This is a genomic window from Sorangium sp. So ce726 (assembly GCF_051521405.1).
GTDB lineage: Bacteria > Myxococcota_A > Polyangia > Polyangiales > Polyangiaceae > Sorangium.
The window spans coordinates 7,870,681-7,890,225 of sequence record NZ_CP150349.1; the positions used below are offsets into that span (position 1 = coordinate 7,870,681).

13 protein-coding genes are annotated in these 19,545 nt (G+C 71.9%); 10 read left to right on the top strand and 3 right to left on the bottom strand.

Annotated features, from left to right (window positions below; genetic code table 11):
* The first annotated feature begins 395 nt into the window (after positions 1 to 395).
* The 3 genes from WME79_RS29190 to WME79_RS29200 all read left to right on the top strand — a co-directional run bounded on the left by WME79_RS29190 (position 396) and on the right by WME79_RS29200 (position 5,866).
* Complete coding sequence (locus tag WME79_RS29190) at positions 396 to 1,946, top strand: serine/threonine protein kinase (protein WP_437521435.1); 1,551 nt, start codon at positions 396 to 398, stop codon at positions 1,944 to 1,946.
* Between the two features lie 279 nt (positions 1,947 to 2,225).
* Positions 2,226 to 3,587, top strand: a complete 1,362-nt coding sequence (locus WME79_RS29195) for an SGNH/GDSL hydrolase family protein (protein ID WP_437521437.1) — start codon at positions 2,226 to 2,228, stop codon at positions 3,585 to 3,587.
* A 353-nt stretch (positions 3,588 to 3,940) separates the two neighbouring features.
* Positions 3,941 to 5,866: a PAS domain-containing hybrid sensor histidine kinase/response regulator gene (locus tag WME79_RS29200; protein WP_437521439.1), complete on the top strand. Its 1,926-nt coding sequence runs from the start codon at positions 3,941 to 3,943 to the stop codon at positions 5,864 to 5,866.
* 66 nt (positions 5,867 to 5,932) lie between these two features.
* Here WME79_RS29200 and WME79_RS29205 read toward each other — a convergent pair whose 3' ends face one another.
* Positions 5,933 to 6,388 (bottom strand): GFA family protein, encoded by a 456-nt coding sequence (locus tag WME79_RS29205; protein WP_437521442.1) that lies wholly within the window; start codon positions 6,386 to 6,388, stop codon positions 5,933 to 5,935.
* A gap of 135 nt (positions 6,389 to 6,523) precedes the next feature.
* Between WME79_RS29205 and WME79_RS29210 the strand changes: the two genes are divergently transcribed.
* Positions 6,524 to 7,513 carry a helix-turn-helix transcriptional regulator gene (locus tag WME79_RS29210; RefSeq protein WP_437521445.1) on the top strand — a complete coding sequence of 330 codons (990 nt, stop codon included), beginning with the start codon at positions 6,524 to 6,526 and terminating at the stop codon, positions 7,511 to 7,513.
* 251 nt (positions 7,514 to 7,764) lie between these two features.
* Here the strand turns inward: WME79_RS29210 and WME79_RS29215 are convergent, their stop codons facing one another.
* On the bottom strand, positions 7,765 to 8,400 hold the full coding sequence (locus WME79_RS29215; protein WP_437521447.1) for a hypothetical protein: 636 nt from the start codon (positions 8,398 to 8,400) through the stop codon (positions 7,765 to 7,767).
* Positions 8,401 to 8,579: 179 nt separating this feature from the next.
* Positions 8,580 to 12,044 carry a protein kinase domain-containing protein gene (locus tag WME79_RS29220; protein WP_437521450.1) on the bottom strand — a complete coding sequence of 1,155 codons (3,465 nt, stop codon included), beginning with the start codon at positions 12,042 to 12,044 and terminating at the stop codon, positions 8,580 to 8,582.
* Positions 12,045 to 12,574: 530 nt separating this feature from the next.
* On the opposite strand from WME79_RS29220, the gene WME79_RS29225 reads away from it, so the two are divergent.
* From WME79_RS29225 to WME79_RS29250, 6 genes are all read left to right on the top strand, one after another.
* The gene (locus WME79_RS29225; RefSeq protein WP_437521453.1) at positions 12,575 to 14,296 is read left to right on the top strand and encodes a multicopper oxidase family protein; all 1,722 of its coding nucleotides are present in this window, start codon (positions 12,575 to 12,577) and stop codon (positions 14,294 to 14,296) included.
* Positions 14,297 to 14,315: 19 nt separating this feature from the next.
* Positions 14,316 to 15,023, top strand: coding sequence for an SCO family protein (locus WME79_RS29230; RefSeq protein ID WP_437521456.1), 708 nt, complete (start codon positions 14,316 to 14,318; stop codon positions 15,021 to 15,023).
* The gene (locus tag WME79_RS29235) at positions 15,020 to 15,403 is read left to right on the top strand and encodes a hypothetical protein (RefSeq protein ID WP_437521459.1); all 384 of its coding nucleotides are present in this window, start codon (positions 15,020 to 15,022) and stop codon (positions 15,401 to 15,403) included. Before WME79_RS29230 ends, WME79_RS29235 begins: the two co-directional genes overlap by 4 nt.
* 176 nt (positions 15,404 to 15,579) lie before the next feature.
* Complete coding sequence (locus WME79_RS29240) at positions 15,580 to 15,894, top strand: hypothetical protein (RefSeq protein ID WP_012237857.1); 315 nt, start codon at positions 15,580 to 15,582, stop codon at positions 15,892 to 15,894.
* The gene (locus WME79_RS29245) at positions 15,891 to 17,276 is read left to right on the top strand and encodes a hypothetical protein (protein ID WP_437521462.1); all 1,386 of its coding nucleotides are present in this window, start codon (positions 15,891 to 15,893) and stop codon (positions 17,274 to 17,276) included. The genes WME79_RS29240 and WME79_RS29245 overlap by 4 nt, the downstream gene beginning before the upstream one ends.
* On the top strand, positions 17,273 to 19,519 hold the full coding sequence (locus WME79_RS29250) for a hypothetical protein (protein WP_437521465.1): 2,247 nt from the start codon (positions 17,273 to 17,275) through the stop codon (positions 19,517 to 19,519). Before WME79_RS29245 ends, WME79_RS29250 begins: the two co-directional genes overlap by 4 nt.
* The last annotated feature ends 26 nt before the right edge of the window (positions 19,520 to 19,545 follow it).

The following is a 19,545-nucleotide window of genomic DNA, read 5'->3' on the forward strand; positions in this document are numbered from 1 at the left end:
GCCACAGCAAATTCAACGCAAATGCGCTGGGGCGCATTCCTCGCGCGCCGGCCGCCCCTTCGCGCCTCTCCCGCCTCGCCTCGCCTCGCCCCGCGTCGTCCCCGGTCGTCGGTCGACGGCCACACGCGGCCGGCAGCGCCCCGACGACCTCCCCGACGCGGCCTCGCAGGGCCAGGACGCCCCCACGGTGCAAGCCGACCGGCCGCAGGGAGCCCACGCCCATCTCGGCGACTCGCCGTGCCGGTGCGCCGCAGGCGTTCTGTCGGCCTGGATTTGAACGTGGATGTACAAGGAAGCAGGAGCCGCTGTAGAGCAGCAAGGTCAGCGGACGCGGACCTGGCCAGGGCGGAGCGATGTTGCGCCGGGCCGCCCGCCTCCTCTACGCTCTCGATGCCTTGATCGGACACCTCTACGACGGCAAGTACCGGGTCATCCGCTTGCTCGGGCAAGGGGGGATGGGCGCCGTCTACGAGGCCGAGCACGTCGAGGCCGGTGGGTATGTGGCGCTGAAGTGCATGAGTGCATCCCTGGCTCCGGGCAGGAGAAGCACGGCGCGCTTCCACCGCGAGGCGAAGGCCATGGGTGCAATCGATACCGATCACATGGTCCGGGTGCTCGACGCAGGAACGGATTCGGAGACCAAGGCGCCCTACATCGTCATGGAGCTCCTGGAAGGCGAAGACCTCCAGCAGCTGTTCGACAGGATCGGCAGCCTCGAGCCCGACACCGCCCTTCGGATCGCGGCGCAGGCCTGCATAGGCCTCCAGAAGGCGCACGAAGCGCGCGTCGTGCACCGGGACATCAAGCCGGCCAACCTCTTCCTCGCCCGGCGCAGGGAGGGCGGGCTCGTCGTCAAGATCCTCGATTTCGGGATCGCCAAGATCAAGCCAGAGCCGAGCCAGGACGGCCCGACCTCGGGCCTCACCCATACCGGCGGGATCCTTGGCTCGCCGCTCTACATGTCGCCCGAGCAGGCCCGGGGACTCAGCGACATCGACCACCGGACCGATCTCTGGTCGCTCGGCATGGTGCTCTATCGCGCGCTCGCGGGGAAGCTCCCGTACGAGCACATCGCCGGCTTCGGTGACTTGATCATCGCGATCTGCTCGCAGCCGCCGCGCTCCATCCAGGCGCTCGCGCCCTGGATCCCGCCGGAGGCGGCGGCCGTGGTGCATGGCGCGCTCAGGCGCGACGCTGGCGAGCGATTCTCCAGCGCGGCGGCGATGCTCGACGCCATCCGCCCGCTCCTGCCCGACGGCTTTGCCCTCCGCGACGAGCTCCTGGTCCCCGTCAGCGCGGCGACCCGCGCCACGATGGCGGCGACGCTGCCGATGGTCGATGCGGTGAACGGCGCTCACCGGCCGCCCGCGACCACCGTCGTGCAAGGGGAGCTCGGCGACACAGAGGAGACGATCCCCACGGAGGCCCCCCGCCCTGACGCCGGCACGACTTCGCTCCTCGAACCGTGGCAGCTGATCGTCAAGCAACCGGACTACGTCTTGGCGAGCTGGCGCCAGATCTTCTGCATCATCTGGCGCCAGGAGACGACCGATGACGGCGTGCGTCGCATAGGCGACTCGTGCACGGAGTTCGCAAAGCAGCATCCGCGCGGCATAGGGCTGCTCACCATCATCGAGAGCCGGGCGTCGTTGCCCCCGGGACATGTGCGCGATGCGCTCTCGGCCTTCCTCGCGGACGCGAGCGCGTTCACCAGGTGCTCGGCGGTCGTCGTCGAAGGAACAGGCTTCCGAGCGGCGGCGGTGCGCAGCGTCGTGACAGGGCTCTCCCTCGTCGCCCGCCAGCGATACCCGCACAAGGTCTGCGACTTGCGGGAGGCCGAGCTGATGTTCGCCGAGATCTTGCCCACCGCGACAGGCATCGACGTGAGCGACGACATGTTCACCGCATCGCTCGACGGGCTGCGCCACGCCTTGGACCACCCGTGAAACGGCGGCGCCGGCCCCACGGCCAGCTTCCCGGAAGGGAGGCCGGTTCGTAGAAAAATACGCGGTCCACGCAAAGCAGCGCGCAGCCCGGGCTTGACTCCTCCGAAACGTTTGCATTTCCTTCGCCCCGCGCTGGCATCCTGCCCCCGGGCGCACCCATGGCGAAAGCGACGATTCAGCCTGTGCAGATTCGAGGACAGACTCGGGCGAAACGAGCGCGCAGCCCCCGAGAGCCAGGCGATTTTTCCGCGTTCCGCGCGAACAACTCGGAGAGAACCGATGGCAAAGAACCAGAGACCTCACGGAATCACCGCAGGGCGCCGTGGCGCCCTGCGCTCCTTGCTCGAGTCGCCCAAGCCGAAGCACGGTCGCTCACCGCGAATTCCCCTCCTCGCCGCGGTGATCACGCTGATGACCGCCGCGCTGGGGCGCCCCGCGCTGGCCGCCGACAAGGCGCCTGAGGGGCGATGGGTCGCTGGATGGCACAGCAGCCCGACGCCCGGCGGCACGTTCAACTCGCAGGATTGTCCCTCGGATGTCGGCCTCGCCGACCAGACGGTCCGGAACATCGTCCGCGTGAGCGCCGGCGGGAGCTCGGTGCGCGTGCGCATCTCCAACGCCGGCGGCGGCGAGCCGCTCAAGGTGGGCTCGGCGTCGGTCGCGCTCTCGGCGGGCGGAGCCGCCACGGTCGCGGGGAGCTCACTGCCGCTGCGCTTCGGAGGCCAGACATCGATCGTCATCGCCGCGGGCGGCGAGGCGGTGAGCGACCCCGTGGCGCTGAAGGTCCCGCCGCTGCAGACGCTGGCGGTGAACGTCTACCTCCCGGTCAAGACAGGACCGATCACGCAACACTACTTTGCGGCGCAGGACAACTTCCTCGCTTCGGGCAACCAGACAGGGAACGGCGCCGACAAGCAGTTCACACGGAAGATCTCGTGCTGGATGGCGGTGTCAGGCGTCGACGTCAAGGCCTCGCCGGACGTCGTCGGCACCCTGATCACGCTCGGTGATTCGATCACGGATGGATATCTGTCGACCAAGAACGATAACCATCGCTACCCCGATTACCTCGCGCAGCGCCTCGCCAGCCGGAAGGGGCCGACCCTCGCCGTGGCGAACGCCGGGATCATCGGGAACGAGCTGCTCACCGTCCGTCCCCAGCTCCAGTTCGGGTATCCGGTCCCTGCCCGCATCGCGCGCGACGTGCTGACCCAGCCCGGCGCCCGCGCGATCATCTTGCTCGCAGGCATCAACGACATCGGCGATCGCTCCGCCAAGGCAGCGGATCTGATCCCGGCGATCCAGCAGATCATCCAGTCTGCCCGCGCCGCCGGGCTCAAGATCTACGGCGGCACCCTGGTGCCGTTCGCCGGCTCAAACGGCACCTACAAGGGCGACTACGGGACGGCCAAGGGCGAGCAGGAGCGGCAGAAGCTGAACACCTGGATCCGCACGAGCGGCGCCTTCGACGGGGTGATCGACTTCGACAAGGCCCTGCGCGATCCGGCCGATCCGAGCCGCCTTCTCCCGGCGTACGACGCGGACAAGCTGCACCCGAACGACGCCGGGTACCAGGCGATGGCGAACGCCGTGGACCTGGACGCGATCATCAACGCCGCCGTCAAAGCGACCTCCCCGTAACCAAGAACCAAGGGCGGCGGCGATCCGTCGCGATCGCGTGCGCACCGCGGAGCTCGCGGTGGCTCGTCGCTCCGCCGCCGTCCTCCGCTGGCACGCCGAGCGCGGCGAATCCGCCCAAGGTGCGCATACCCGACGCCTCCGGCACGCACGCATTCGAGCCCCCGCGCGCCCGTGCCTTCGCCGGGGCGGGCATTGAAGATGCGATGATTGTCTGTCGGTCCTACAAATGATAAGTGGCCTTATCATGCCCGTCCGCACGCCGATCAAGCCGCCCGAGACGAACGAGATTGTCCTGGTCGGAGGTCATCTGGGCGTGAAAGGCCGGTCCCACGCGTCGAGGAAGGCGAGGGAATATGAGCTCTGACGACGGCGATCAAGGGGACTACAGGAAGCTCGCCAACGCGCTGCCTCAGATCATCTGGACGTGCGACGCCGAGGGACGCCTGGATTGGGTCAACGATCGATGGACGGAGCTCACCGGCCTCGGTCGCGAGGAGTCGCTCCGGGACAAGGGCGCGCTCGCCGCCGTGCACCCCGACGATCGGGAGCACGTGCAGCGGAGCTTCGCCGAGGCCCTCTCCACCTCCAGCACCTGCGAGATGGAATACAGGCTCCGCACCCGGGCGGGTGTCTATCGCTTCCACCTCGGCCGGGTGGCGCCAATTCGGGGCGACGACGGCAAGGTCACGCGATGGGTGGCCGCCGTGTTCGACATGCATGATCGAAAGGAGGCCGAAGCGCTCGCGCGAGCGCGCGCGGACGATCTCTCGGTCCTCATGGATGCCGTGCCGGCCGCGGTGCTCGTCGCCCGCGACCCTGGCTGCCAGGAGCTGCACGGCAACCGCGCCTTGCACGCGCTCCTCGGGAGCGATCCGGGGCAGAACCTGGCACAGACGGCCCTGGGCGCGGGAGACGATCGCAGGTTCAAGGTGCTGGTCGACGGCGTGAACGTGCCCCCGGGGGAGCTGCCCCTCCAGCGGGCGGCGCGCGGCGACGACGTGAAGCACCACGAGATCGTGCTCGAGTTCCCGGACGGGCGCGCGATCCACCTGTACGGCGGGGCGGTGACGCTGCGCGAGCCGAGCGGCGAGCCGCGGGGCGCTATCGGCGCGCTCGTCGACGTGACGCGGCTCAAGGAGACAGAGGCCCAGCTCCACGAGGTGGCGCGCCAGAAGGACGAGTTCCTGGCGCTCCTGTCGCACGAGCTCCGCAATCCGCTCGCCCCCATCCTCACGGCGGTCCAGCTGATGGAGCTGCGCGGCAACGTCGCGACGCCGCGCGAACGCGAGGTGATCGCGCGCCAGGCGCAGCACCTGATACGGCTCGTCGACGACCTGCTCGACGTCGCGCGGGTGGCGCGCGGCAAGGTCACGCTCTCGAAGAAGTGGCTCGAGCTGGCGAGGGTCGTGGAGCAGGCGGTCGAGGCGACGGAGCCGCTCCTGGCGCAGCGAAGGCACACGCTCACCTTGTCGGTGCCCACCGAGGGCCTCGCGATCGAGGGCGACGAGGTCCGCCTCACCCAGGTGGTCAACAACCTGCTCACGAACGCCGCGCGCTACACCCCGCCCGGAGGCCACATCGAGGTGACCGCCCGCCGCGAGGGCGGCGACGTCGTGCTGCGCGTCCGGGACGACGGCGAGGGTATCGATTCGAACCTGCTGCCCCACGTGTTCGAGATGTTCGTGCAAGGAGAGCGTGGCTCGGACCGAGCCCTGGGCGGGCTCGGTCTCGGGCTGTCCCTCGTGCGAACGCTGACGATGATGCACGGGGGCGTCGTGAGCGCGAAGAGCGCCGGCGTCGGTCGAGGCAGCGAGTTCACGGTGCGTCTCCCGGCGGCGGCGGCCCCGCCCTCGGCGGCGCCCGAGGCTCGCCCACCTCAATCGCGGCCGCCGCAGACGCGGCGCCGGCGCGTCCTTGTCGTGGACGACAACCGAGACGGCGCCGAGCTGATCGCCGAGATGTTGAGCAAGAGCGGCCACGAGGTGCGCATCGCGCACGACGCGTCACGCGCGCTGTCGCTCGTGGACGCTTTCCGGCCCCAGGTCGCCATCCTCGACATCGGCTTGCCCGTGATGGATGGCTACACGCTCGGGCGCGAGCTCCACACGCGCCTCCAGGACGCCCCGCCGATCCTGATCGCCCTGAGCGGTTACGGCCAGGACAGCGACAAGCGCAGCAGCGACGCAGCGGGCTTCCGGCTGCACCTCGTCAAGCCGATCGACGCCAGGGTGCTCGTTCCGCTGCTCGACGGGCTCCCCGACGACGCCGGCGGGCGCTGAGCGCCGCTCACACCGAGAGCGCCGTCGCCATCGCGGCGGCGAGGCCGAACCGCGGCGTGCTCCGGCTCAAGCCCCCTTGGCGGCGGAGAACGGACTGACGTACGTCGTGGAGCCGATCGGCGCCCACGTGTTGTGGAGCCCGTCGAGGTACGCCACCGGAACGCCGGTGAGGTCCGCGTCGTCGAGGCAGTTCAGGTTCACGGAGCAGTAATCGCCGCCGAGCATCGGGAGGTGCCCGTGCGCGAACACGCGGACGCCGCAGGTCTTGCAGAACCGGGCATGGCCGGCCTCCGATCGCGAGTGGTCGCCGAGGACCTCCTCGCCGGCGAGCAGACGGACGGCGCTCGGCTTCACGATGATGCCCCACCACCTTGTCTTCGCGCAGATCGTGCAGTTGCACTGCCCCGTCCCGGCGCTCGGGTCCAAGTCGGCCTCGAAGCGGACGGCGCGGCAAGCGCAGCTGCCCTTGTAGGTCCGGAGGCCGGGGGTCGTCGTTGTGTGCTCGGTAGCGGCGTTGCTCATGGGCGGTGGCTCCAGGGATTGGGGGCGGGGGCCGTAGGGCTCGTCGAGACGCGCCTTCGGGCGCCTCGCCCGCGGGATGAGAGGAAGCTAGACTGGATTGCGGACAGATTCGGTCCGCAAGGAGAGAGGCGGCACATGGTCCAGACGTCCGCGCGGCTGCTGAGGCTCCTGTCGCTGCTGCAATCCCGGCGCTTCTGGACGGGCGGCGAGCTGGCCCGCGAGCTCGCGATCACCGAGCGCAGCGTCCGGCGCGACGTGGACCGGCTCCGGAGCCTCGGGTACCCGGTCCACGCGGCCACCGGCATCGGCGGCGGATACCAGCTCGGCGCCGGGAAGGAGCTGCCGCCGCTGCCGCTCGAGGACGACGAGGCCGTCGCCGTCGCCGTGGGGCTGCGCGCGGCGGCGACCGGACCCGTGAGGGGGCTGGAGGAGGCGTCGGTCCGCGCGCTCGGGAAGCTCGAGCAGGTGCTCCCCAAGCGGCTCCGGCGCAAGGTGACCGCGCTGGGCGCCGTGAGCGTGCGGCTGGGTGACGGCGGCCCCACCGTCGACGCGGACGCGCTCGCCGCCATGGCGAACGCGTGCCGCGACGCCGAGGTCCTGCGCTTCGACTACAGCAGCCACAGCGGCGCCGCGAGCACGCGCGCCGTCGAGCCGTACCGGCTCGTGCACACGAGCCGCCGCTGGTACCTGCTCGCGTACGATCTCCACCGAGACGCCTGGCGGACGTTCCGCGTCGATCGCATCCAGGGCAGGCCGAAGGCCGCGGGCCGCTTCAAGCCGCGCCCGCTGCCCGCGGAGGACGTGGCCGCCTACGTGTCGAAATCGGTCTCCACGGACGCCTACCCGATCCGCGCGCGCGTGACCGTGCACGCCCCCGCGCAGGCCGTCTCGGAGCGGCTCTCGGGCGTGGCGGGGCGCATCGAGGCGCTGGCGCCGGACCGCTGTGTGGTCCACACCGGCGGCGGGAGCCTCGATGCGCTCGCGTTCCACCTCGGGTTCATGGGGTTCGAGTTCGAGGTGCACGAGCCCGAGGAGCTCATCGAGCAGCTCCGCCGCCTGGCCGAGCGCCTCGGCCGGGCCGCGGGGCGGAGCGGGACGGCGGGAGAAGGCTCAGGCGCGCGGTGAACGACCGGAGTCGCCACGCCGCGCCTGCGCGGGCGAGAGGCCTCCTGAAGAGGCGGGATCTTCCGGCGGCGAAGCGCGCCGCGAGCAGGCCGCGACCTAAGGAATCCCCTTATTTTGCAGCCCTTTTCAGGGAAAATAAATTTAAAAAGGGAGGCGGGGAGACAGGGAGTATTTGAAGATTTCCCTCCCCGCCTCCCCGCCTCCCTGTGAATTTTCCGAAGAATTTGAGGGGATGCCTCAGGGTCGCGACGTCAGGTCCAGTTGCAGAACTCGAGCGAATCCGGGTCCGATGCGACCTGAACTTCCACTTCAGAGCAGTCGACCGGCTCGTAGGAGTCGAACCCCTCGCCCTGCGGCGCCGCGACGCACTTGCCGCAGCCGAAGCCGGCCGGGAAGCTCTCGGACCAGCCGAATCCCTGGCCGGAGATCTCGTGCCAGACGATGACGTGTCGCGAGCTCACCCCGAGGAGCGCTGCATCGAGCGCATCGGAGTCGATCTCGCCCTCGGACATCTGGGTGCCCGGCGCGAGGAGCATGACGAAGCCCATGCCGACACCGTTGCTGTTGATCGCCTCGCGCGGCGGCGCCGACCCGAAGCCGACGGTGAACGTCGCGCCGGAGACGCTTCCATCGCCGAAGTTGAAGCCGTAGTCGGGGCTGGACGAGCTCACCACCCAGACGACGGCCACCACGGCGTCCTCTGGAGCCGTCTCCCCGGTGATCGGTCCGGTGACCGTGAATCCACCTGTCCCGCCGCCGCCCTCTCCCGTGCTGCCGCCGCCGCCCTCTCCCGCGCTACCACCACCCCCCTCTCCCGCGCTGCCGCCACCGCCCTCTCCCGTGCTGCCGCCCGAGCCTTCCTGCTCGTCATCGGAGCATGCGGGCAAGGCCAGCATCATTGCAACCACCCCTGCGAACAACCATCGTGCGCTCTTCATATCCACTATCGAGCACAGCGCGCTCGACAACGGAAGCGAACCGCACTGTTTCCAGGGCGCGAAATCCTGCTCGATCCGCCCCGTTCACTCATGTTGAAGACCTGTTCCCTCACGCGACGCGAACGGGCTCACTCCGAGAGCGCCGCCGCGATCGTCGCGTCGAGCCCAGCGCCCCGGCCCTCGAGGAAGCGCGCATTGTCGACCGCCTCTCCCAGCGCCGCGCGCGCGGCCTCGACGCACGCCTCGAGCGCCGGCAGCTCGATGGGCGGCACCGGCGTGCCGATGGCCTCGCGGAGCGCCGCGGCGCCGCCGAGCAGGCGCGCGCCGCGCTCCGCTTTACCCGCCCGCACCGACGCGCGCGCCAGCGCCTCCAGGACGCTCGCGGAGCGCCAGAGATCGCCGAGCTCCCGGTGCAGCCGCAGGCTCGCCCGCAGGCGCCGCTCCGCGAGGGCGAGATCGCCGCGCTCGATCGCGATGAGGCCCAGGATGTTGCTCGTCCAGGCGATCCCCTCCTTGAATTTGACCTGCCGCGACAGGCCCTCGCTCTCCTCGCAGAGGCGGACCGCCTCGCCGAGCTCCCCGCGGTAGAGCGCCGCGCAGCCGAGGTAGAGCAGCGCCGTCGCGGTCCCCTCACGATCGCCCGCGCGGCGGAGCTCCGGCAGGGCGAGGCGGCACGCGCCCTCCGCGCGCGCTGTGTCGCCCGAGAGCCACGCCGCGAAGCCCGAATAGCCGAGCGCGCGCGCCGCCTCGAGCGTGTCGCCGCGGCGCGTGGCCAGCGCGAGGCTCTCGCCGTGCAGCGTCAGCGCGCGCTCGTAGTCGCCCTGCTCGCGGGCGACGCTCCCGAGGATCTGGATCACCGAGGCGAGCCCGCCCTCGTCCCCGAGCTCGCGGTAGAGCGTCGCGCCCCGCTCGAGCAGCGCGCGCGCCTCGCGGTAGTCGCACTGGAGGAGCGCGAGCCTCCCCGCGCCCCGGAGCGCCGAGGCCACGTGCTCGGGCGCCACGCCCGCGGCGCCCGCGAGCGCCCGGCCCAGCCACGCGCGGCCTTCCTGGTAGTGCCCGTGGATGTACCAGAACCGCGAGAGCGCGGCGGCGAGGCGCACCGCGGCGCCCGCGTCGGCGCCCGCGAGCGCGAGCTCCAGGGCGAGGCGGAGGTTGTCGTGCTCGAGATCGAGCGCCGCGAGCCACGCGGCCTGCTCGGGCCCGCGGAGCGCCTCGGCCGCGCGATCGGCGAGCTCCAGCGAGAGCTCCACGAACCGCCGGTTGCACGCCTCGGCGGCGCCCTCCTCCACGAGCCGATCGAGGCCGTACTCGCGGAGGATCGTGAGCATCTGGAACCGCGGCTCCTCGCCCGCGACCTGGAGCAGGAGGCTCTTGTCGATCAGCGATTCGAGGATCCCGAGCGTGTCGAGCGCCGGATCGCGGAAGGCGCACAGCTGGTCCGCCATGGCCAGGGAGAAGCCGCCCGCGAACACGGCGAGCGTGCGGAAGGCGAGCTGCTCCTCCGGATCGAGGAGGCCGTAGCTCCAGTCGATGGCGGCGCGCATGGTCTGCTGGCGCTCGGGCAGATCGCGCGCGCCGCCCGTGAGCAGGCGGAATGAGCCCGCGGGCGCGGAGGCGCGCCCGGCGGCCCCGCGGTCGCCGAAGCGCGAGAGCAGCGCCGCGGGGGTGAGGACCCGGAGGCGCGACGCGGCGAGCTCGATCGCGAGCGGCAGGCCGTCGAGGCGCGCGCAGATCTCCACGATCTCCGCGGCGTTGTCGGGGCCGAGCTGGAAGCCGGGCTTGATCGCGGCGGCACGGCGGCAGAACAGGCTCACCGCCGAGCTCGCCAGCGCGGCAGAGACCGTGACCTCGCGCGGCTCTGGCACCTCCAGCGGCGGCACGACGTAGCGCCGCTCGCCCGAGAGGTTCAGCGCGGCGCGGCTCGTCACGAGGAGCGAGAGGTGCGGACAGCTCGCGGCGAGGTGCGCGATCGCCGGCGCCGCGGCCGTCAGGTGCTCGAGGTTGTCGAGCAGGAGCAGCAGGCGGCGGTCGCGGAGGAACTGGACAACGCGCTCGAGCTCCGGCCGCGCGCCGCCCTCACCGAGGCAGAGCGCCTGCGCGATCGCCGAGGGCACCAGCGCCGCCTCGCGCAGCGATGCGAGGGGCACGAAGCAGACGCCGCCGGGGAACGCGGGGACGAGCTCCTCGGCGACCTGGAGCGCGAGCCGGGTCTTGCCGGTGCCGCCGACGCCGGTGAGCGTGAGCAGGCCGGCGTTGGGTTCGAGCAGGAGCGCGGCGATCTCGGCGCGCTCGCGGGCGCGGCCCACGAACGGCGTGCGCTGGACCGGCAGGTTGTGGCGCGGCCGCTCGGCCTCCGGCGAGCCGAACAGGCCGAGCGGCGGCGTGCTGTAGGAGCCGGGCGGCGGCGGCGAGGTGCCGCGCGGCGGCGTGCTGTAGGAACCGAGCGGCGGCGAGGTGCCGGCCGGCGAGGTGCCGGCCGGCGAGGTGCCGTGGGGGCCGAGCGGCGGAGCGCCGTGGAGGCCGGGCGGCGAGGTGCCGTGGGGGCCGAGCGGCGGCAAGAAGCGGTCCGAGTCGCGGTGCGCGCCGCCGGGGAGCGCCTGGGGCGGGGCCTCGACCGTGCCTGCGAGCTCGATGGTGTCGGTGCTGAGCATGTCCACGGGCACGCCGCCCCCGGGCGACGCTGGCAGGCCGGCGCCGGGCGGCTCGGCGGCCGCCGAGGAGCCCTCCAGCGCTGCGCGCAGCGCGAGGCTCTGCTGGCGGACCGAAGGGAAACGCCCGGCCGGGTCGCGGTCGCACGACCGCAAGAACCACGCGTCGAACGCGGGCGGGAGCCACCGCCAGCGCGTCGACGGCGGGTAGAGCCGCATCACGAGGAGCGCCGCCATCAGCTCGGCCATGCTGTTCGCGGTCCAGTAGATGTCGCCGGTCAGGAGGCGGACGGCGATGAGGCCGATCGCCCATATGTCCGCGGCGGGCCCGATCTGGTCCGAGCGCCCGCGCGCCTGCTCGGGGGCCATGTAGATGGGCGTGCCGATCGCCGTGCCCGTGGCGGTGATCCCGCCCGACGCGCCGAGCGCGCCCGGGTCGACCGCCTTGACCAGGCCGAGGTCGAGGATCTTCACGCGCTCCCGCCCGTCGTCGCCGATCGCGAGGAAGAGGTTCGCGGGCTTGAGATCGCGGTGGGAGAGGCCCCGAGTGTGGGCGAGCTCGAGGGTCTCGGCGACCTCGCCGAGCCAGCGCTGCACCTCGCCGGGCGAGCGCCTGCCCTGGGTGATGACGAGCTGCTCCAGGTCGTGCCCCCGGAGCAGCTCCATCACCAGGAAGGGGGCGTCGTCGAGCTCGCGGGCGAAGCCGGCGTCGAGCATGCGCACGAACCCGGGCGCGTCGAGGAGCCGCATGGCCCGGATCTCGCGCTCGAACCGGGAGGCTGCCGCCGTGCCGGCCGCGTGCGTCCGGAGCAGGACCTTCACCGCGACCTGACCGCCTCCGTCGAGGTCGTCAGCCATGTACACCACGCCCGCGCCGCCGCGGCCGATCTCGCTCAGGAGACGGTAGCGGCCACCAAGGACGAGCGGGCAATCCGGAGAGAGCATGAGGCGGCCGCGACCGGGACGAGCTCGGGAGGGGCCACGGCGGCGGCAGCTTACCACAGGGGGCGCCAACGCCCCGCCATCGGCGGCTTCCGTCCCACCGTGACATGTCCGCGGGTGTCCTCGGGAGAGAGAGCGGCGCCCGAGCTCCCGCTCGGCATGTTCGCCCGGGGCTCTCACGTGGTCTCCGCGGCGGAGACCGGCTTGGGCAAAGCCGTTCCTTCGGATCGGCGCAAGTCCCACAGCAACGCATCGCGTCATTTCATCAGCGCCGCACACTTGTGTCACTTGAATGTTATCTGCAATCAGATTGCGAATAACGCTTCTCCAGGAGCATCGATTGGCGGTATAGGAAGCGCGCGCTTCAAAGCGTCGAATCACGAGGAGGCGGGGCGATCGCATTCGCACGCTGGCGGGCCCGCGCTCGGCCGCCGGGCGTGCGCCGCTGCGCGCTCCTGGCCCGTCATCGCCGCGCCTGGCCGGGATCTGCGGCAGCGCGTGGATCGCTCGTGTCATCCGCTCAGGAGAAATGGATGCGACTGCTGAAATACAAACCTAGCAAGCTGGCCGTCACCGCCCGGAGGAACCGACAGGAGCTCATCCAGGCCGGGCTCACCCGGCGCGATCTCGTCAAGATGGGGCTCATGGCGGGCAGCGGTTACCTGGTCACCAAGAGCGGGCTGAGCGCGCGCGCCAGCGACGAGCCCGAGAGCCCGCCCACGACGCCTTGGTCTCAGCCGCTGGTCGTTCCGCCCGCTGCCTCCAACGTCACCTTGACGCCGGCGCCGGCGGAGCTCGCCGTGACCGGGGAGGCGCCGCGGGCGGCGCACCCGTTCTGGACCCGCTTCTTGCCCCAGAAGAAGCATGAGCTCCGGGCCCAGGTGTTCCAGCACAGCTACCACCCTGAGCTGCCCTTGAACACGGCGTGGGGTTGGGGCGGCACGCTGCCGGGCACGACGATCATGGCGCGTTATGGCGAGCCGATCTCCGTGCGCTTTCGCAACGAATTGCCGGCGCTCTCGGCGCACTCAGGTTTCGGCCGGCCCGAGGTCTCGACCCACCTGCACAACCTGCACACGGCGCCGCCGAGCGACGGCTTCCCCAACGATTTCTACGCCACGGGCCTGTTCAAGGATCACCATTACATCAACGCGTACGCCGGCTTCGACACGCCCGCGTACTTCCCGCTCGGCGACCCGCGCGAGGCGCTCGGCACGCTCTGGTACCACGACCACCGCGCCGATTTCACGTCGCAGAACGTCTACCGTGGCCTCGCCGGCTTCTATCTGCTCTTCGACGACGTCGACTCGGGCGACGAGGGAGACACGAGCCCGACGGCGCTCCGGCTCCCGAGCGGCGAGTACGACGTGCCGCTCCTGTTCACCGATCGGGTCTTCGACGAGGACGGCCAGATCTACTTCGATATGTTCAACTTCGACGGCATCCTGGGCGACAAGTTCCTCGTCAATGGCAAGGTTCAGCCATTCTTCAAGGTGGCCCGGCGGAAGTACCGATTCCGCCTGCTCAACGGCGGGCCGTCGCGTTACTACCGGTTCTTTCTGAGCAACGGGGCCAGCTTCAAGATCATCTCGAGCGACGGCAACCTGCTGCCGGCGCCCATCACCGCGCAGAGCGTGCTGCTCGCCGTGGCAGAGCGGGTCGACGTCATCATCGATTTCACGAACACGGCCATAGGCGACAAGATCATCCTCGAGAACCGCCAGGAGCAGGACGACGGGCGCGGGCCGGATGAAGACATCCTGCCCGCAGGACAGGGCAATGCCGTCCTGCGCTTCGAGGTCGACCGCAACGCCCCCGACCCGAGCCAGGTGCCCGCCACGCTGCGCCAGCTGCCGCCTGTCACCCTGAGCGAGGTCGCCGCGACGCGCACCTGGGAGCTGGAGCGAACGAACGGCGCGTGGGCCATCAACGGCCAGTTCTACGACCCGAACGTCGTCCGGGCGAACCCGACCCGAGGCACCGCCGAGATCTGGACCCTGAGAAACTCGTCGGGCGGATGGTCGCACCCGCTCCACATTCACCACGAAGAGTTCCGGATCCTCAGCATCGACGGCGCGCCACCGCCGCCGCGCCTCGCCGGACGGAAGGACGTCATCGACGTGGGTCGACTCACGGGCTCAGAGATCCAGATCTTCCTGCGGTTCCGCGACTATGTCGGGCGTTACGTGATGCACTGTCACAACACGCTCCACGAGGACCACGCGATGATGCTCCGCTGGGACATCATCCCCTGACCGGAGCCGGAGACGCCGTATGTCGAACCGTGTCCGGATGCTCCGCTGGGGCCTGTATGCGCTGTGCGCGCTCGCCCCGGCGGCCTATGTCATGGCGAGCGAGGGGCTCCCTGCGAAGCCGCGGGCGGCGGCGCGCTTCGCGCCGAGCCCGGGCGGCTTCGGCGCCGACTACTTTCCCGACGTGACGCTGCGCACCCACGAGGGAAAGGAGGTTCGCCTCTATGACGACCTCCTCAAGGACAAAGTCGTCGTCATCAACTTCATGTATGCGCGCTGCGAGGGGATCTGCCCGGGCACCACCGCCAACCTGCGCAGGGTGCAAAACAGGCTCGGGGGCGCGGTCGGCCGCGACGTCTTCATGTACTCGTTCACCCTCAAGCCCGAAGAAGACACGCCCGACGTGCTGCGCACGTACGCGGCGGCCCACGGCGTCAAGCCAGGCTGGCTCTTCCTGACAGGGAGCGCCAGCGATCTCGAGCTCGTGCGGCGCAAGCTCGGCTTCGTCGACCCCGATCCGGAGATCGACGGGAGCGCATCGTCGCATATCGGCGTGGTCCTGTACGGGAACGTGGCTCACCAGCAGTGGGCCGCGTGCCCCTGCCTGACGAACCCCGACGTCATGCTGGAGCAGATCCTCTGGATGCTCCCGCAAGAAAAGCGCCCCGGCATCGGCGTCGCGCCCCGCGCGCCCGCCGAGGTCAGCCAGCTGCCGCCGGTCCACCCGTGACGCCGCCCCGACGCGCGCTCGCGAGGCTCGCGCTCGCCCCGCTGATGACCGTCCTCGCCTGCCGCGGCGGAGGCGAGGACGGCGCCCGCTATCACAGCCGGGGCGTGCTCCGCAACATCGCGCATCCAGACGGTCAGCGGGTCTTGCTCATCCATCACGAGCCGATCCCCGACTTCGTGAGCCGCGACGGCCGCAAGAAGGGCATGGCCTCGATGGCGATGCCGTTCGGCGTCGCCCGAGAGGTGTCGCTCGATGGCCTGGCGCTCGACGACACCATCGAGTTCACGTTCGTCGTCGACTGGGAGCGGTACCCGACGTCGCTCGTCACCGACCTCAAGGAGCTGCCGCCCGGCACGCCGCTGCAGACATCGCCTCCCTGACATGCGCCGCGCGAAGCGCTCCCTCGCGTTGCGGGAAGCAGGTATGCTCGGCGCCGCGTTGGAGGGATGGCGCCGAGCACCAGCGAGAGCCCGCGCTCCGGCGCGACCCGCGGCCACGGAGCCGGCGCTCCGCGGCCCGGAACGCCGCCCCCCGCTGCTCGCCAGGAGAGAGCTCCATGACCAGCACCGTTGACAAGAGCGACGTGTTCCTCATCCCGATGCCCGGCAAGCGCGTGGCGCGCATCCCCGTCGCGGTCCTCGAGCGCTACCTCGACGAGGCCACGCGCGTCGTGCACGACCCGGCCGAGCCGGAGAGCGACGTGACCGCCCATGGGATGTCCGTCGACCCCGCGACGGGCGCGAGCGTCTGGCACACCGAATGGGAGCTCGGCCCTTGCGACTACACCGACGAGAGCGGGTTCCCGCAGAGCGCCTACGCCTGGCACCGCCACCCGCTCGGGACCGAGTACACCGAGATCTACCAGAAGTGAGCGCGCCCCGGCCGGCCGTGCCCCTCTCCTGCCCGCGCGCGCCGCGCGCGCTCCACGCGAAAGCTCGCCCGCGCCGCCCGCGCCGACGGAGTGCGCCGCTCCTCGCGGCGGTCGCCGGCGCGCTCCTCCTCGCCTCGCTCGCCTCGGCGTGCATCGAGCGCGGCTACCCGCTCGCCGGGAGCGGGCAGGTCGAGCTCCGCGCCGACGTCGCCGGGCCGCTGTTCGCCGCCGACACGCTCGACGAGGCGGGCAAGCCGGTGCTGCCCCGCCAGAGCCCCTGGCACACCGCGGTCTCGCTCAAGCTCACCGAGGCGAACGAGCCGGCGTACGGCGGCTACGTCGAGGTCCGCGCCGTCCCGAGCGAGGCGCTCGCGCTGCACCCCGTGGAACGCGACCAGGAAAATGGGGCCTCGTGCGGCGTGAAGGACGGCGCGTTCCGCTGCACCGCCGGAACCCAGGGCTACGCCCGCTTCACCGCCGCCTCGGAGGGCGACTGGTCCGGCGAGGCGCGGCTCGTCGTCTCGTGGGCCGACCGCACCGAGGAGCTCCCGATCACGGTCCTCCCCGCAGGCTTGCCGGAGGACGCCACCAACTTCGCGCTCATCGCGGGGGGCCTCGGCGACAGCGACAGGGTCCTCGCGACCTACGTCCCCCTCATGTGCACGATCGGCCCCCTGCCGGACGATCTCGGCGCCACCTGGCGGCCGGGCGCGATCCGGGCGCGCGAGGCGCGCGTCCGCGCGTCGCCTCCTCTGGACGCGCCGGGCGTCGTGGAGCACGCGCCCGTGATCATCGAGTCGCTGCACAGCGAGGCCGCCCTCTCGCTCACCCCCGATTGCCTCGAGCGGACCTCACGCCTGCGCGTGCTGCTCGGCGCGACCGGGGAGAGCCCGCCCTTCATCCTGTGCTTCAGCGATCTCGGCGGCGAGGTGAAGATCGCCGTGAGCTCAGGGCAGAAGGCGCTCGAGCCGATCCCCTCGCTCACCGTCGACCCCGAGCCGCGCCTGCTCCGCGTGCGCGCCCTCCGGAGCGTCGTCGCCGCGGGGACGCCCGGCGATCTCTTCGAGGTGAGCGCCTACAACGCCGAGCGCGTGCGCATCGCCGTCCCCGTCGACCTGACCGTCGGTGACGACCAGGTGATCGCGCTCGGCGAGGCCTCCGTGACCCTGCGCGGCGAGGACAGCGAGGCGACGATCATCCAGGGCGTCGCGGTCGCGCCGGGGACGACCACGCTCCGTGTGACGCCCCGCCTGCTCGCGAGCCCGGAGTGTTCCTCCGAGCCCATCAGGGTCACGCCGGAGCCAGAGCCGGACGCGGACACCGAAACGGAGACAGAGCCGGAGCCTGAGCCGGGCGCCGGAGGAGGGGGAGGCTCGCCGTGAGCGCACGCAGATCCGCCATGTTCCTGTCGGCCGTGGCGCTCGCGCTCGCGATCGCCGCGCCCGCCACCGCGCCGGCGCAGGACGATCCCGAGACGGAGACCGGGGAGACCGAAGAAGAGACGCCGGAGCCGGCCACCACCCTGAGGCGCCCGACCGACGCGGCGCCGATGGCCGTCCCCGCCGACTTCGGCGGCAGCCTGCAGGTCGTGCGCGCGCCGGCGGGCACGGCCAGCGCCGCCGCGTCGTCGGCCGGCGGGCCGGAGATCTTCCCGGACGCGCGCCGCGTCTGGATGAGCGTCCGCGACACCGATCCGGTCCCGATCGAGGCCGCGCGCCGCGGCGGTCGCTGGCTGTGCAGCGGCGGCGGCTGCGCCGCGCAGACCGGCGATCCCGGGCAGAGCCCGATCGGCGACCAGATGCTGCGCTCGATCAAGCTCCAGACCCCGACGCTGCCCCTGCCGCTCACGGTGTGGGGGCGGCTCACCGAGGACGGCCAGCGCCTGCTCGACTTCGACCCGGTGCTGCTCGGCCGCCGCTCGTACCGGCACGTCTGCGCCTACCGCCCGGTCGCCGACACCCCGCGGTCTCCCGTGGGCGCGCCGTCCGCCCCCGCCGCGCCGTCGCCGCTATCACCCGAGCGCGTGGACGTCTGCCGCGACGGCCGGCCCGAGCCGCCGCCGGCCGACGCGGGCGAGCTCACGCTGGGCATGCAGTGGCCGAAGCAGTCGGAGATGGCCGATTTCCACTACCTCGCCATCGTCGACAGCTGCGGCAACGCGCGGGTACAGCCGTTCCAGCGCACGTTCACCGTGCCGGTCCTCGAGGTCGCCTCGGGCGGCTGCGGGCGCCCCGATGGCAAGATCCTCCGCGTCTTCCCGGGCGGCGGCTGGCTCCGGGTCACCGCCTTCAACCTCCACGCGCCCGCGGCGGGCAACGTCGTCAACGCGACGTACCGGGTCACCGTCCCGCCGCTCGAGAACCTTGTCGAGTCGAACCCCGCGCGGCTCCTCTTCCCCGATCCGCTCGCCGACGACCTGAAGGTCGACTGCGGCCCCACGCCGATCGCGCCCCGCACCGATGCCGGGAGCATCCCGCCGCCCGGGAGCGCCCGTTCGCCCGGGCCGCGGGCGCCGTCCCCTGCCCCGCCGGGCGGCCGAACCCCTCCCCGCGCGGCCGGACAAGTCCAGGGCGGCGCAGGCGCCGGCCGGCGGCCCCCGACGGCGGCGCAGGCAGGTCCGACGGCGCAGCCCGGCGCGGCGGCGCAGGCCCCGCAGCCGCCCGCGCTGCCGCCTCCTCGCCGGGCGCCCGACGTGGATCCATCGCGCCCCGGGCCGCAACCGCTCGCGCACGGCGCGGTCGTCATCTCGCCGGCGCCGCTCCGGCTGGGCAACTGCCGGATCCGGCTGACGGGCCAGGCCAAGCACCGGCTCGTCGCGCCGCTCGCGCTCTACGTCTCGCTGACGCGCACCGATCAGATGCGGGGCGGCACGCCGATCGAGCTCCTCCAGAACGGCACGTGGATCGTCACGCCGAGCAGCGCGGAGTTCCCGCTCCCGCCGCTCGCGGAGGACTTCGACGGGGACGCGCGGCTCCGGCTGGCCGTCTACAGCGATCCGCTGAGCCCGCAGGGCAAGGTGGTGCTCGTCTCCGACGCGGGCCGCGTCGCGAGCTCGCTGCGCTCGAACGAGCCCGGCGAGCCGGAGCGCGCCCGGCGCCTCGTCGGATCGGTGGCGATCCACTCGGTCCCGCTGTGCGGCGAGGACAACTTCCAGACGCTCGAGGCCGCGGGGACCTGCTTCCGCGCGTACCTCACCGTCCCGGCGATGCTGGCGACGCTGCAGGTCACCCGCGCGCCGTGGGTGGAGAAGCCCCTCGTCACGCGGAGCGTGCTCAGCGCCGTCGGCGTCGCGCTCGCGATCGACCGCTATGACCCGGTGGAGCGCCGGGCCTTCCCGATCGCGGCGCAGCTCGGCGGCTTCGTGCAGACGCTCGGCGAGGGGCGGGTCGGCCTCCTCGGCTACGTCGGCGTCGCGCCGACGATCCCCATCCTCGGCTCGGGCGGCAACACCACGTCGTTCGGCTTCCTGGCGGGGCTCGGGCTGGAGTACATCACCAACGAGGCGGGGCCCGACGAGGGGCTCAAGCCCGCCGCGTTCGTGTCCGCGGTCGTGCAGGTGGGCCAGGCCGCCCCGCAGGTCTCCACGAGCGGCCGGGCGAGCTTCGGCACCTACGCCGGCGACTGAGCCGAGCCGCCGCGGCGCGGGGCGCG